This window comes from Microbulbifer maximicatervae (SeqCode), from assembly GCF_052467825.1.
The window spans coordinates 570,386-585,502 of record NZ_CP174327.1; the positions used below are offsets into that span (position 1 = coordinate 570,386).

Consider the following 15,117-nt stretch of genomic DNA (forward strand, 5'->3'; position numbering starts at 1 on the left):
TCTATGTTGCTTTCCCTAAAGCTGTTCACACGAGATTGTTGTCAGCGCATCCTCGGGAACAAAAATCCAACCCTCACCTGCTGGCACATCTACATCTGCAGGGCAGAGGGCATTTGATTTATAGTGAAATAACCAAGCCACCAGAGCGCAGAGCAGTGCATCGCGCTTGTCTTCATGATTAATACCGAAACCGAAGCCAGCCATATCCCATGGGTCCAGCTGTTGACCGGCCGGTGCCGTGCGATAGCTGCTAAGCAATTCACGAATAAGTGGCGAGGGTTTGCAGGCAGCGGGGTAGGCTTCAATCGAGGTCAGCCCGCCGCCACTAGTCCAGACTCCGGTATTTGGATTTTCTGGGGCAAAGCGGGCCAGTGCATGTATCCCTTTGGTGGCCTGGCTGCCGATCATATCCTTGATCGGCGATAGTGGCTTTAATCCACGCTGAAATAAAAAGCGCTCGGTATGGCGGAATAGATAGGGGTTCGTATTCCAGTCTTCAATGGGTCCAGCTACAGATTCGCCAGAAATTAACTGCCGGAATGCTTGCGAAAAGCCCAGCGGTGTATCGATAGCCAATACGACCGCTGGTATAGCGCTGGTAGTCTCAATCTTGCAATAATCCAGCAGTGCCCGAATCCATTCCTGGGTATTACCAGCCTCGTTAATCGCCTTGCGCAAGTTGCCGCGCCAGGGCTGGCCGAGGATAGTGCACTCACTATCCAGCACCACCAGTGCATCGCGGCTATTGGCATTGCGATCACAATTCCAACCGCCGACATCCCAGCCGATAAATAGTGGAGCGGCTTGCTTTGTACTCATCATCACGCGGTAACTGCTTCCGGCTGTATCAGGCGGGTCTTGCCGGTAAGTAATTGTTGCATCATGCCCTGTTTGATCTGTCGACTTTTTTCCAAATGTCCCTGGAGGGACCGAATTTCACTATCCATGTCTGAGAGTAATACAGCAATAGCTTGTTGCTCAGCTAGTTGGCTTGGTAATCGAATTTGTGTGCCTTTAATGAGGTCCGTATTTAAGTTCATCTGAGAGCCTGTTTGGCCAAACTTACTCCATTCATTTTCCAAGGCTTTTAGTACGTAATACATAAACTCTATATCACTATCTAAGCCATTAAAAACCACAAACCCATCATGAATACAAAGATCTTTGTGAGTAATAATTGGCTTTCCAACCGTAGCGCAGATACTCATAACAAGATTTCCTGACGCCACAAACCGACTATTTGAAACCCCCAATTGAGATAAATTTTGAATTGTATTTTCGAGGTATTTAGAGGCTCTACCCAAATCAGAAATCCTTAGCCAACCTATACTTGAGCTCTGATCAAACCAAACTGGGCTATCAATTGGACGAGGTGACGCTCCTCTTTGTATGTTAGACAGTTTTCCTAGCTGGCATGCATTCCAATCCTCCGGAATCTCCCCCAACTCACTCTGCTTGGTGCCTTTAGGCGTGCCATCTGGGTGCTTGGCAAACTCCGGCAGGCGGGTCTTGCCGGTCAGCAACTGCTGCATGGTGGCGGTTTTGATGGCTTGTTTTTTGGCGACTAGTTTTTCTAGGCTTTCGGTTAAGGCATCAAAGTCCGACAAAGCATTAGCGATAGCTATTTGCTCCCTAATGCCTGGCAGCGGGATAGGCATATCGTAAATCATTTCACGGCGGACAGAATCAACTGACGATTTTGCTGTCATCGACATAATCCGGCTATAAAACCGGTTACTGAAATATTTATAAAAATAAAATCCAGACAACTCTGGTACGAACCCATACATTAGATATACACGCTGGTGGAAATCGAATTTTCCATTGATATAATGAAATATCTTTCCCGTACCAACACCATCTCCTGCAGTAAGAACTCCTTCGCCATCAAATGAATAACTATCTATCGATTCAATGGTCTCGGATCTCACAAAAAAGGGGTATGAGCCATTCATATTTTTATCTTGAGTATTTTTATTCCCCGTAGTAATCCGACAAAGCTCACCAATTATTCTGACGCTCCATTCATCAGGAATTCTCCCAGCTTCTGTTTGCTTGTAGCCGGGATTAGATAAACTTGGTGTGTGTTGTGCCTCACAGGGATTTGTTAGAAACTTATCACTGATATCTGTCACTTGATCAAATTTTGTCACAATTAGTACTCCAACCCCATTGCCCGCAAATGCCCGACCACCTTGTCACTTAAGCTTTCCACCTGCTGAATCAATTGCGGCAGCGGATCGTGATAGCGCTCTTCCAATTCTCTTAATCGGTTGGCCAGCTGCTGAGTCACCCGCTCAATTTCCGCCTGCATAGCAATTTCAAGACTGGCCAGCCATTTATCATCGATCAGTAGCGCCTGGATATCCTCCTCGGTCAACTGGCCATACTGTGCCAGTACTCGCTTATCCAATTCTTCTTTCGCTTCTTTATGGGCTTTTTTAGCTGTAGCTTCCGCATTGAACAGTTTCTTGGCCTGCTTAAGAACCTGTTCCTCTTCGTAATCAAAAATCTCCTTCAAACGCGCGGTAACACTGGCCTTGGTAATTTTGTCTTTTTCGTTAATAGCCGCGCTCAGCAGGCCGTCCTCACCACCGTGCTCCTCCAGGTAGCTCCCCAGCTCGGCTGTGGCTTCGTCCAGCACGCCCTGCGCGGCGTTGACTTCGGCCAGCTGTTGGCTGGCAAAACGCTCGGCAATCAATTGTGGCGGTATCGCATCGGCCTTGTATTTGGTTTTATTGACGATCAGGTCTGGAGTTTCCTGCAGCTTCTCCCCCTTCTTAGGTACTAGCACGCGCAACTGGGCAGCGGCCGGCCAGCCCCCCTGGGTGATCAGGTACACATCGTCCTGCATAGTCTCCGCCCAGTAGTCCATCAGAATCTGGTAGACGTCGTAGCGACTGAGCAGCGGCACCGGTATATAGGCCTCCAGCAGCGCCTCGGAGATTTCGTGAATAAAAACCTTGGGCTTGTCACCCTCTTGCAGCTCTTCAAAGGGCTGCGTTTCTGTCCACTGGGTAAAGGGTGCCAGTGCCTGATCGCGGAAAGCGGTAAATTCTGGGTGTGCCAGCAGGGTACTCTTCACCTGGCCGGGTTCCACCAGCGCCTGGCTGTAGCCATCGCGCCCCTTGTCATGCAGCGATGAAAACAGGGTCTGGCGCAGAGTGGGAAATACCTCCCAGAAAGCGCTGAGCTGGTCCAGATCGGCATTGGGGATACCGCCTTGCAGGTGCGCGCTGAGATCGTGCAGGTCCTCCGGCTCGGAGGCGTCGATATAGCGCGGGATATTCAGGTTGTAGTCGTTTGCAGCAATCTCACTGAGCGGTACCAGCCGGCTGTAGCGATCCAGCTCAGTCTGCTTGGTGAACACATCGACCACCTTGTGGATATCCTGACTGCGCAGGCGGTTCTTGTTACCGTCCTTAATAAAGCCTTTGCTCGCATCCACCATAAAGATACTGTCGCGACCCTGCGCCTGCGCCTTGTCCACCACAATAATGCAAGCAGGAATGCCGGTGCCGTAGAAGAGGTTGGACGGTAAGCCGATAATCCCCTTGATATAACCCTGTCTAATCAGGTTCTCGCGGATACGCGCTTCGGCATTGCCACGGAACAACACCCCGTGAGGCAAAATCACCGCGCCCTTACCGGTGCTCTTCAGTGAAGTGAGGATATGCAATAGGAAGGCGTAGTCGCCGTTCTTCTCCGGCGGCACCCCCCAGGTAAAGCGGTTGAACTTATCTTGCTCCGGATTAAGGCCATTGCTCCAGTTTTTATTGGAAAACGGTGGGTTGGCCACGGCGAAGTCAAAGGTTTTAAGCCGGCCATTTGTCTCTTTCCATTGCGGTTCGGAAAGGGTGTTACCCTTCCAGATCTTAGCGGTGGCATTGTTGTGCAGAATCATATTCATGCGTGACAGGGCGCTGGTGGCATTGTCCATCTCTTGGCCGAAGATCGACAGACCACGCGGGGCCTCATCGCTGGCCTTCAGCAACAGGGAGCCGGAACCACACGTAGGATCGTAAACACTCGCATCCTGCGGTGTATCGCTGGTGATACCCACTACCTTGGCCAAAATACGGGAGACCTCTGAGGGCGTATAGAATTGGCCCTTACTCTTGCCGGACTCGGTGGCGAAGTGACGCATCAGGTATTCGTAGGCATCACCCAGCAGGTCATCGCCGTCGGCGTGGTTGGCGGATAGGTCCAGCCCTTCGAACAAGCCGATCAGCTTGGATAGGCGATCCACCATATCCTTGCCTTTGCCGAGCTTGTCTTCATCGTTAAAGTCGGCCACATCGATCACGCCCTTGAGGTCATTTTCCTCCGCTAGGGCGCTGATAATCTTGTTCAGCTTATCACCAACTTCTTTATCGCCCTTGAGGGCAACCATATCCTCAAAGCTGGCACCGTTGGGTACCACAATCATGCCGTAGGGGTCGCCCTTGTACTTGTCGGATACGTACTTCATAAACAGCAGGGTGAGTACATAGTCCTTGTATTGGCTGGCATCCATGCCACCGCGCAACTGGTCACAGCTAGCCCAGAGGGAGGAGTAGAGAGCGGTCTTCTTAATGGCCATTAAGCGGTAATTCCTAAGTATTCTTTAAAAGTATTCGTTGTCGTTGAGCGCTCTGAGCGCAGCCGTTTACAACTGCTCAGTATTTAACCCGGCGGCCTTCAGGCGTTGGGTGAGGTTACGCATCTTGCTAAACTCAGTAGCAAAGCTCTGCCGCAGGCCCACGCCCTCACAGAACTCCTTGGAGGTGATTTTCTGCAGCTGATCGGCGTACTTGATCATCTGCAAGTGCAGCTCTTGGGTGTACTGGTTGCGGGGAGCAGCCTCTAAGGCGGTGCGGATTTGTTGGTAGATTTCGGATTCGTTCATGTCCGGATTCGATAATGTAAAAGCAGCTAGCTAATCTAGCTAAATTAGCTAGATTAGCCAAGGTTCAAAACTGGCTAATTTATCGGCTACTTAAAGGAGAGAAGGCTTTCCTATATCGCACAGATATTGGCCTCAGCACCCTATTTTGGTGTTGCGTGACTGAACTATGATCGCTGAGGCGGTGTCTGCATCTATAAGTAACCAACCTTAGAAGAACTTTACTGAGTAAAGTGGTTCGCCAGAGGCTAGTTTCTGATCAGTTGCCATAGTTAATGAAACACTCTGCTGCCCTCCTCTTATCCTGCCTAAGCTCATTGAGTTTGTTGATTTATTACTTTCCCTCTATGAACTTTTGATTTGAATTACTGAGGGTTGGCACTGATCAATTAGCCGATCGATTAAAGTTACTTTTAACTTGATTTTAATTGGCGGCTAGCTTTATAAGAGCAATGTAAAAAGGAATTGAATTAGCAGGATAGCGGAAGCAATGATTAAGCAATACATCCACCAGTTTAGAACTATGGAGGACCTTCGGGAAATCATTAAAGAATTTCAGGGGTTCGTTGCCCGACCTACTGTCGGAGAAAACCATCCCACACTGTATGACCCGGAGAATACTCCCCCTGGAGAGAAGCTGGTACAGGGGCTTAGAGTAAAAGATTGGTACTTATCTCCCGACTATCAATGGGTTTTACCCCATCCGCAAATGGGCCTTTCATTTTCTTCAAACTGGCAACACTTAAAGGGTCTGCATAAAATGATGCAGAAACACAACCCTAGTACGGCAGTACATGTTTACTGGGTATTGGAGGCAGCGGACATTCCTCCAGGCTTGAAGTTTGTGCCAGATCAAAAGAAGAAAGGACATCACTTTCTTACTGTTACCGATAAAATGCTAGTGCACCAGCTAGTGGAAAAATTAAATTGGATAGCAGACCGAATGTCGGTCATTAAAGATGCAGGATTCACACTATGATCGAATATAGATATCCAGAAGAAAAAATCGTCGCGATATATTTTGCCGAAATCCTGGAAGATATTAAGGCCAGCGAGATTATCGAACGTGGATACGTTTCCTCTGCAGAAGAAGCCACTCATCTAAGTAAATTCTTCTGGGCCATGATTGAGAAATCGGCCCAGGGTGTAGAAATCCCCTGCGAGGGAAGCTCTGAATACTGGACTGAGAAGCTTTACAACACTCTCGGCGGCTACCTGGAAGAAGCAGGCTATGAAAAGCAGTGGGATGATGAAGTGGATAATGCTTAAAATCCTACCCTCCCATATATAAGGTGAATAATGGGATGGCCGAAGTGACCTATAAAATCGGCTTTAATTACACGGATTTCTATAACTTAGATTTAGACCTTGAAGAACTTGGGAATACTCTTGATGAAACTCTGGGTGAAGATGAGTTCTACAGTTATAGCTGGGACAATATCTCTCTTAAAGATTATTGGGTAGATATAGGCGCAAAGTTTGTAGACGTCGGGCTTAACAACAATGCAAACCCCGATATTACAACATGGAATGGCACAAACTTAGTATTATCCCCGCATGCCTATGACAAACTGAAAAACCACCTCAGCTCACTGGGGGAGTTTCTACCACTCACCATCAACAATCAGACTTATTTTGTTTTCAACTGCCTAAATACTGTGCAGGCGGACAAAAGTATAAGCGAAGCAGACATTGTGGATAATTTATGGATGGGAGTGAAAAGCATAGGATTTGATGAACGTAGCGTTAAAGACAATCTAATTTTCAAGAGCAAGTTTGACCGCTGTTCAGCGCTCTATTGTGGAGACAAGTTCAAAAGTTTAGTAGAAGAGCTAGGCCTTAAGGGGCTTATATTCAACAAAGACCTCCTAACCTCTCTCTAATTTGTACGTTAGTGGCACAATCAATTGGAAAGTTAATCCGTACAAGATAATTAGTATATTGAGTAAAATGAAAACCTAATATTTGCAAGCGATGATTGAATTTAGCGAGCACGAAACCACTATCAAGGGTGTGGTATTATATTATTCCAGAAAATTAGAAAATCAATTTACCGAGGATCTCGTACTCGGAATGAATGATATCACTTCCGCTAACGAAGCCAGAAAGCTCACCCAGTTTTTCTGGGACATGGCAGACCAAGCAGCTGAAGATTACCAGGCCGACGAAGAATTAGAGTTTGAAGTGGATCTTGAGAGTTGCATGGAAAAGCTAATGAATATTTTTATCGGCTATACCAAAAGAGCAGGCTTTAGCCAACAATGGATTGAAGAATCAAATAGGATTAACCGCGCATAGTATTCATTATGTCCACTAAAAGAGCCAATATTTTGGGTTCCATTTTTAATGAGCAATTGCCACCCGGCAAAGTAAACTCATAGAAAATATAGGCGCCCAAATAATCTTATTGGATTTTATTAAGTTTTCTTCAGCGTCAAAGCTGCGTAGAATCGATAGATATTTATCAATATTTTGGGCCGTGATCAAATCGGCTTCGGCAAGCCAACAGCCCAAGATAAAACAAGAACACCGAGAATTTTCTAAAAGACCCATTCTCAAAGGAGAACGGTAGTGTGACGTAAGAGTAAGTAAAAGGCGCTGACCCAAGGTGCGGCAACACCCGGGGCCAGCTAACCAAATTGATAGCGTAATTATCAAAGTGGCTCCATGAATGGTACGCTAGAAACCCGCTCGTCTTCAATAAAAGGTTGCAAATTCAGTAACCTGAGGCGATTCCCCAAGCACTGGGAGTCTAGCGCCCGCCTTTTCTTCTTTTACGCCTACCGTTCTCGCGCCCCTCCTAAAACCTGCAACCAATATGACTTCCCTGGCCTTCCCGTTGCGGGAAGTTTGCCAATACTTTGCGTCTCATTAGGAGACCAATATGTTGATTTTAAACCGCCGTACAGGCGAGAACCTCAGGATTGGGGAAAACGTCTCAATCACAATATTAGAAGTTAAAGGTAATCAGGTGCGGGTAGGCATAATCGCCCCCAAGACCTTGGCGGTTCACCGTGAAGAGATTTATAGGAGAATCAAAAGACAACAGAGGCAAGACAATGGGGATAAAAAGCAAATTTTCCCAGTAGAGTGAGCCCTAACAATCCTGCTTTGGTCCTACTACTTCAAAAACGATAACTACCGCAACCCTTGTGTAATCGAACAATCTGTCCAGCATTTAGGGCTTCCTTATTCCAGAGGCCCTAAATGCTGGACAGAAAACTTTAACAGTGCTTAGGCAAGGTCAATAAATGTAACAATTTAGCCAGCTGTACCACTTAATGCAGAAGATACAAAAGCCGGCAAAATACGTTGTTCTATCAAACCCAGGGTTTTGTCATCATCTCTGTGGCCCGTGATCGCAATCACCAAATCAAGATCTCCAATGGAGATCACATACTGGCCACCACCGCCCCAGCCAAACTTTGCGATATATTTCTTGTTGCCAACCTTCAGAGGCGTTCGCCAGAAGAAGTAGCCGTATGAAAAGTTGGTATAGTCAAACTCATCATCTGTGGGAACAGCCACTTTGCCAGTAGCCTTGGCAATATACGCCTCCGGAATTAATTGCTGACCATTCCATTTGCCTTTATTGAGCACTAAAGTGCCCCACTTAACCATACTGCGCGATGTCATCATGGCTCTTGACCCTGCCTGGGGCACTCCACTAACGGCTTCCTTCCAATGATAGATATCTATCCCCATCTTCTCCAGTAGCTCTTCTTTAATAAAGTCACTCGCGGAGCCAGGAACTACAGCATCCAGAACCAGCATTGCAATCATTGGGTCTGAGCCTTGATATAAGTAAGTTTGCGAATCAGAAGTGATCGGCTTACTGTAACTTAGATAGATTTGGGCCAGCTTTTTCCCGGTTAACTGCTCAGGTTTTTCTAGTAAGGCATCGAGTTTTTCCTCTGCGATACGGATTCCTGACTGCATGCTCATAGCATGATTCAGTGTGACAAGGTCTGCGCCTTTAACAAGTTGCTTCCTATCCAGACCTTTCAGGAAGGAAGTGACAGGCTTGTCTAAGTCTTCCATGGTCAAATACCCTAGCTGTATCGCCCGCCCAATCGCCAGGGCGGTATAGGCCTTGGTGGCAGATGCTTGAGGGTGAGGAAAATTGACACGACCAAGGGAGTAATAGGATTCAAATACCAGTTTGTTATTTTGTGCAACTAGCAAGCTGTCGTAAGGTGTATGTTGGTTATCAGCTATTTCTAGTGCCAGCTGTTGCAAACTCTCCTTGATTACATCTATCTCACCAACAGGAATACCGTCTTTTCTATCCGCTGGGGCTGTATCAATAAATGCTTTTTTAAGCTTTGGTATTGATCCCTCCAGGCCTGTGAGGTCACTACCATAGTCGGCCATATTTATTTCTGGAGCATGTAAGTCTCCTGCGCCCGCAGTGGCGCTTATACCGTACATTAAGCCGATTGCGATTAGCTTTTTAATAATCATCTTAGAGACCAAATTTATTTATAATTAATATGATTCGATATTCCATTGATTAGTGTTTCAGCTTATCGGCAAGCCAATAAATACTGCGCACGGATGTCTTTGGGAATGCTGTAGTGTGATTCGCCGATTCGATAACCACCGGCTCCAGAGATAAGTTAGCCAATTTTTGGCCCTTTAACTCGCCAACAAACTTTTCTACCGTAGCGCCGAGCTCCTTCTCTAGTGCACCGTAAGCAATAAATACGTTTGTTTGCTTGGGTAGTTCCATCAATGGTTTGTTAGGCTCTGATTCAAGCCGGGAATCCATATAAGTGCCTATCAATCTTGATGGGCTACCGATAATGTAGTTTTGAAAAGTATCCGGTTGGCTTATTAAGGCGTAAACCCCAAAGAGCCCCCCGAATGAGTAACCGAAATAAGTACGGTTATATGGATTCGCGCGGTAATTGCTTTCGATATACTTAATAACGTCATTTCTTATAAAGGTGAGATGCTGATGGGCCTCTCCTTTATAGGTGTTTTTATCTTTATTATCTGAGGGTAGTGCTGGCTTAAAGTCCCGATATCGGCTCGACCATTCATTTTCATCAGCTGACATATCTTTCTGCCAGCCAATACCTACCAAAATTGCATCTTCCAGTGCATATTCAGTAGTGGCCGATAGTATTTCAACTGCCCATAAAGCATCTGTATAGTAAATAACCGGATGCTTCTTAGTATCACTCTCCTCGTATTTCTCGGGCAGCTTAATAAACAGCTCGTATTCTCTGTTACTGCTGGAGTCTTGAATGGGTATTACTTGGATTGTGGATAGCTCCAGGGCCTTATGCTCACCTGCTTCAAGGGCAGCGATAGGTAGCATCAGGAGAAAGGCGACTAGTAAACGCTTTTTCATATCAGTATTTATACCGTTACATGTGATCGGAGAAGCGCTCAATCTAAACAAGGAGCCAGTGAAACACCTGACGTACTCCTGATTTTTGGATGACTTTACGTTGCCGACAAAAATTTCCTATTTATCAATAAGTTACAAGGCACGCTTTAGATGTAATCAGGGTTTATGCTAGTATCGACGGCAAAAATTCAGCTCAAAATTTGTTCAGGTAGATACATCAATGGCTTTACAATATTGGGTGGGTGACTTCTTTATTGATTTATCCAGAAACCAGATCACCCAAAGTGAGCAATCGCAAACTATCCCTCCAAAAGCCCTTGCGGTCTTAACCCACTTGGCAAAGCATCAGCGAAAAGTGGTGAGCCAGGATGAGCTACTGTCTGAAGTCTGGCCCGATACAATAGTCACACCAAATACGCTGCAAAGAAGTATTGCGCAACTTAGAAAAGCCTTGGGCGAGGATCGAAAGCAGCAATCTTATATTAGAACTCACGCCAAACAGGGTTATAGCCTGGAATGCGATATTGTTTGGCAAGATGATTCTATTCCACAAGATAAGACAGCACCGAGAGAGGAAGCTCCCTCCCCCACTTCCCCTAAGCCTGAAATAGATATAACACCGGCTAATCCAAGCCACCAAACCCAGACTATCAAACCAAATCGATTTCCAATCTTTGCACTTGTCGGCTTGGTATTATTAGTATTTATTATATTTAAATACTCTCCGCCCGAGCAAAACTCTCAGCTTGTATTTGATCGATTACAGGCAGTAACCGCAACTGACCGCAAAGAATTTGGCCCCTCTTATTCGCCAGATGGTGAATATATTATTTTTAATCGTTATCTAGATAAGCTCTGTGTTAATAAAATCTGGGCCAGGAATATACGTACCCAGAAGGAGACGGAATTAACTCCAGAATGGGGTACTTATGGCCGCCATACACTATCACCAGATGGCAAGAAACTGGTATTTATTTCTGAAGAAGACTGCACCATACCGCTAACCCAGAATACCTGTTACAACCTCGTAAGCCTGGATTTTCAAAAGGCATTAGTCAGCCCACAGCAGCCAAATGTATTAATGCGCTGTAAGAACTCAGCCATTAGGAACCCTGTATGGTTAAATAACAATGATCTCGCTATTTTGCATAAAGAGACTAACCGTTGGCGGTTAATCAACTATTCAGTCAGGGATAATACCAGTCGAGTCCTTTATGATCTGGAGAATGGAAATCTAGCCTACTTTGATTACTCAATCACTGATGGGTTAATAGCTGTAACCAGCCATCACCAAGATGGCCAGCTTTATATCGATATGCTGGATTCCAAGGGGGCGCTTTTATCTAGTCACCCGATAGACTATCCGGATGAAATCCCCCAACGCAGGACTATATCCCCTAACTTTTCGCCGCTTAAAGATGAGTTAATCTTTAGCACAGGCCGACGACTCTTCTCTCTTACTTATGGTGGAAAGGTCAGTAAGCTTGATTTGCCTTTGGATCAATCTACCAGCACACCCGATTTTCACCCAAATGGGCAGAGAGCACTTCTAATTAAGGGCCGATACGATAGTGATATTGCATCAATACCACTTAACCAACCTGAGTCAATCGATACGCCTTCGGACGAAGATGTCAGCGAACTCTACCCAAGCACAACACGATCGATTTTGGGAGAAGATGATGGCATTTTCCAACCCAATGGCAACTTGATTGCATTTACATCCAGGCGCTCTGGTGAAGATCAGGTGTGGATAACTGATGGCAGCGATTTACGGCAAGTCAGCCGGTTTCCCATGGATACCAATATCTACGGTATTAGCTGGTCCGCCGACGGCCAAAGCATACTGGCGAGTGCCAATCAGATACTGACTAAAATCTCCCTGGACGGTAGCAGAGAAGCCTTCTCACTAGCGCATCCAGTTGACCGACTATTCCAGTGGGATAGTGTGAGTAACCTCGCGCTGTTAACTTTAACGGTTAAAGGCGTTACAAAGTTTGCGGAAGTAAACTTGGATAATCTTGAAGTAAGCATTATCAACGATACCCAAGTTAACTGGGCCCAACGAAGCGAAGATGGCCAGCTGATCTATATGGATCATATGAATCGCTTCTGGCAGCCCGGCCCTGCGGAAGACCAGCTAATCGAAGAGCTGGTTCATCAGGGGAGTGAGAAAAGGTTTGTGATCAAAGAGAATATGATTTACTCAATCAATCAAGATGATCAGTTATGGTCTTACGACCTCAACACCGGTAACTTTTCTATTTTGAGAGCCGTTCATAGAGATATCGATTATCTAACTGATATTAATCAGGAAAACCTAATGATTACCTATGTTGTTGCCGCTAAAAAAGAAGTAGCTGAGTTATTCTTACGGGAATAGAAATACAACCTGTTTCAGTTTTCAAAAATAAGATGGTTCGCTATAAACCATCTTATTTCCCCACCGCGATTTAATTCCAAATATTATTCTTTTGTATACTTCTAACGCTCTATAAAGGAGCCTATTGGTTACCCAAGAGGCTACTTAAAAAGTTTCATAAGCTGTTCAACCATCCACATATGAAGCTGGCTATGGCTAGATCGGCTATGCCATGCTGCTATAACCTCAAATTTTGGTGTTTGCGTGTCCAACTTAAGAGGAATAACTTTTTTATTGGGTAGTAGTCTTGAGGGGTAGAACGCAATTGTGTCTGTAGCTGCAATTATATCTGGGGCGGCAGAGAAGCTGGGTATCGACATAACAATATTGCGTTTTAGCCCCTGCATCGCAAACCACTCATCGTGTGATCCTTTGAGGTTTGCCCGTGATGGTGAAATGATCAGTTGCGGAAGCTCGGCTACATCTGCCAATGTTAATGACTTACCCTTCAGTGGAGACTTTTTTCCCGCTATACAGACATGCTGCTCCTCAAATAACAGCTTGTATGGAAGATCATCCGGAATGAAATCAGGAAAGGTGAGCGCTAAGTCGATCTCACCAGCCACCATTAACTGATTGAGATTATCTGTTTCAAAGTCCCTGACGATAACTTTAAGTTCCGGGGAAGATTTACGGACAACCTCTAATAGCTGGGGCAATACCGATTGAATCGCGTAATCCGTAGCACTAATACTAAAAATCCCTTTATAAGTTGCCGGATCAAACGCTATTGGAGTTAGCAGTGACTCTACATCCTTCAAAATACTGCTGATCCTGCCTCCCAGCTGCTCAGCAACAGGGGTAGGCACCATACCGTTGCCTTGCCGGATAAACAGCCGGTCATCAAACACTTCTCTCAGCTTACGCAACTGTTCGCTTATCGCTTGCTGGGTTAACCCCACCTTTTCGGCTACCCGGGATAGATTTCTCTCTTGAAGCAGTGCTTCCAGTATACGTAGCTGTTTTAGGTCCAGGCGGCTTATACCATTCATATTTGTAACCAAGACAAAGAGTAGTTGTTTCAAATTGTATCCTTGCACCTCTAGTATTCCCACCATCACAAGGCACAGCCAAAACTCGCTGGGGCTATTCAGTTGCCCTTATCACCGCTGCTTTTTACCTGTGTCTTTTCAAACACTCGCTGCAGTCAGTTTTTAACAGGAAGGTCATTATGAAAAACGAGTCACTATTCAGTGAGATCAACCTGGGCCCTTACACCCTGAAAAACCGTATTGTTCTGCCACCCCTGACCCGATCACGCAGTAGCCAGCCTGGAAATATTGCCAATGACTTGATGGCTAACTATTACTCACAGCGTGCTGGTGCTGGGTTTATGGTTACAGAGGGCACGCAAATCGAACCCAGGGGCCAGGGCTACGCTTGGACACCCGGAATCTATTCGAAGGAACAGATCGAAGGCTGGAAAAAAGTAACCAAAGCCGTGCACGATCAAGGCGGTATTATCTTTGCCCAGCTATGGCACGTTGGGCGTGTATCTCACACTTCACTACAGCCAGGCAATGCAGCGCCCGTTGCGCCATCTGCTATCCGTGCAGACACAGTTAAGGTATTTATCGAGACAGGTCCAGGACAAGGCGCCCTGGCTGAACCCAGTGAGCCTCGTGCGCTGACAACAGAGGAAGTTAAAGAACTGGTTCAACTCTATGCCCAAGCCGCGCGAAATGCGATGGAAGCTGGTTTTGATGGTGTTGAGCTACACTGTGCCAACGGTTACCTTGTGAACCAGTTTATTTCAGAACATACCAATCATCGCGATGATGAGTATGGTGGTAGTTTGGAAAATCGTCTGCGTTTCCTTAAAGAAATTGTTGCAGCGGTATCAGAAGAAGTCGGCAGCGAACGACTCGGTGTCCGGTTTGCACCGCTTTTCGAAAGTACCGATGAGGACAGAGTCTACCTAGGTCTGGTAGAGAGTGATCCCCACAAGACTTATATCGAGGCTATCAAGCTGCTAAACGAAGCTGGAATTGCCTATCTGTCACTGGCCGAGGCGGATTGGGATAATGCACCGGATTTACCTGAGAATTTCTATCAAGAAGTACGTGAAATCTTTGGCGGACGCATCATGTATGCAGGAAAGTATTCCCCCGAGAAAGCTTTGCGGGTGCTTGACGCAGGTCATGGAGATATCTTTGGCTTTGGCCGACCTTTTATTGCCAACCCGGATCTTCCCACGCGTATTCGCAATGAATGGCCACTCAATCAGGTTGATCCAAACACTATGTATGGCGGCACCGAAGTAGGATATACCGACTACCCTCTCTACCAGCCGTGATCTGGCGTAGGCTGGACTTGTTCATTATGAATTGCTAGCTGTAAGTGGCATTTCTATAAATATTTCTAAAGTCTATCAGCGCTATTCAAAAGGCATAAGCGCTTATTGATTAGAAATAGATAGCCTCAGAGAATTCTATTTTCTGGGGCTTCTTT

At 46.1% G+C, this 15,117-nt stretch carries 14 protein-coding genes; 7 read left to right on the forward strand and 7 right to left on the reverse strand.

Annotated elements, in window-relative coordinates; all coding sequences use genetic code 11:
* Positions 1–15: 15 nt before the first annotated feature.
* The 4 genes from ACJJII_RS02525 to ACJJII_RS02540 form a co-directional block, all read right to left on the reverse strand.
* On the reverse strand, positions 16–822 hold the full coding sequence (locus ACJJII_RS02525; protein WP_444919252.1) for a hypothetical protein: 807 nt from the start codon (positions 820–822) through the stop codon (positions 16–18).
* Positions 822–2,153, reverse strand: a complete 1,332-nt coding sequence (locus ACJJII_RS02530) for a restriction endonuclease subunit S (RefSeq protein ID WP_444918163.1) — start codon at positions 2,151–2,153, stop codon at positions 822–824. The genes ACJJII_RS02525 and ACJJII_RS02530 overlap by 1 nt, the downstream gene beginning before the upstream one ends.
* A 2-nt stretch (positions 2,154–2,155) precedes the next feature.
* A complete protein-coding gene (locus tag ACJJII_RS02535; protein WP_444918164.1) occupies positions 2,156–4,582 on the reverse strand; it encodes a type I restriction-modification system subunit M in 2,427 nt (808 codons plus the stop codon).
* 66 nt (positions 4,583–4,648) lie between these two features.
* The gene (locus tag ACJJII_RS02540) at positions 4,649–4,888 is read right to left on the reverse strand and encodes an HTH-like domain-containing protein (RefSeq protein WP_444918165.1); all 240 of its coding nucleotides are present in this window, start codon (positions 4,886–4,888) and stop codon (positions 4,649–4,651) included.
* Between the two features lie 487 nt (positions 4,889–5,375).
* On the opposite strand from ACJJII_RS02540, the gene ACJJII_RS02545 reads away from it, so the two are divergent.
* The 5 genes from ACJJII_RS02545 (at position 5,376) to csrA (ending at position 7,979) form a co-directional block, all read left to right on the forward strand.
* Positions 5,376–5,864: a hypothetical protein gene (locus tag ACJJII_RS02545; RefSeq protein WP_444918166.1), complete on the forward strand. Its 489-nt coding sequence runs from the start codon at positions 5,376–5,378 to the stop codon at positions 5,862–5,864.
* The gene (locus tag ACJJII_RS02550; RefSeq protein WP_371839274.1) at positions 5,861–6,154 is read left to right on the forward strand and encodes a hypothetical protein; all 294 of its coding nucleotides are present in this window, start codon (positions 5,861–5,863) and stop codon (positions 6,152–6,154) included. Before ACJJII_RS02545 ends, ACJJII_RS02550 begins: the two co-directional genes overlap by 4 nt.
* Before the next feature lie 35 nt (positions 6,155–6,189).
* Positions 6,190–6,768, forward strand: a complete 579-nt coding sequence (locus ACJJII_RS02555; RefSeq protein WP_444918167.1) for a hypothetical protein — start codon at positions 6,190–6,192, stop codon at positions 6,766–6,768.
* Positions 6,769–6,850: 82 nt separating this feature from the next.
* On the forward strand, positions 6,851–7,183 hold the full coding sequence (locus ACJJII_RS02560) for a hypothetical protein (RefSeq protein WP_444918168.1): 333 nt from the start codon (positions 6,851–6,853) through the stop codon (positions 7,181–7,183).
* Positions 7,184–7,769: 586 nt separating this feature from the next.
* The gene (gene csrA, locus ACJJII_RS02565; protein ID WP_282931298.1) at positions 7,770–7,979 is read left to right on the forward strand and encodes a carbon storage regulator CsrA; all 210 of its coding nucleotides are present in this window, start codon (positions 7,770–7,772) and stop codon (positions 7,977–7,979) included.
* A gap of 167 nt (positions 7,980–8,146) precedes the next feature.
* Here csrA and ACJJII_RS02570 read toward each other — a convergent pair whose 3' ends face one another.
* Both ACJJII_RS02570 and ACJJII_RS02575 read right to left on the reverse strand, forming a co-directional pair.
* The gene (locus ACJJII_RS02570) at positions 8,147–9,349 is read right to left on the reverse strand and encodes a serine hydrolase domain-containing protein (protein ID WP_444918169.1); all 1,203 of its coding nucleotides are present in this window, start codon (positions 9,347–9,349) and stop codon (positions 8,147–8,149) included.
* Positions 9,350–9,398: 49 nt separating this feature from the next.
* Positions 9,399–10,244 carry an alpha/beta hydrolase gene (locus tag ACJJII_RS02575; RefSeq protein WP_444918170.1) on the reverse strand — a complete coding sequence of 282 codons (846 nt, stop codon included), beginning with the start codon at positions 10,242–10,244 and terminating at the stop codon, positions 9,399–9,401.
* 220 nt (positions 10,245–10,464) lie between these two features.
* On the opposite strand from ACJJII_RS02575, the gene ACJJII_RS02580 reads away from it, so the two are divergent.
* Entirely contained in the window at positions 10,465–12,627 is a 2,163-nt protein-coding gene (locus ACJJII_RS02580; protein ID WP_444918171.1) for a winged helix-turn-helix domain-containing protein, read from the forward strand.
* Positions 12,628–12,767: 140 nt separating this feature from the next.
* Here ACJJII_RS02580 and ACJJII_RS02585 read toward each other — a convergent pair whose 3' ends face one another.
* Positions 12,768–13,658 carry a LysR family transcriptional regulator gene (locus ACJJII_RS02585; RefSeq protein WP_444918172.1) on the reverse strand — a complete coding sequence of 297 codons (891 nt, stop codon included), beginning with the start codon at positions 13,656–13,658 and terminating at the stop codon, positions 12,768–12,770.
* Positions 13,659–13,837: 179 nt separating this feature from the next.
* Between ACJJII_RS02585 and ACJJII_RS02590 the strand changes: the two genes are divergently transcribed.
* Positions 13,838–14,962, forward strand: coding sequence for an alkene reductase (locus ACJJII_RS02590; RefSeq protein ID WP_444918173.1), 1,125 nt, complete (start codon positions 13,838–13,840; stop codon positions 14,960–14,962).
* The last annotated feature ends 155 nt before the right edge of the window (positions 14,963–15,117 follow it).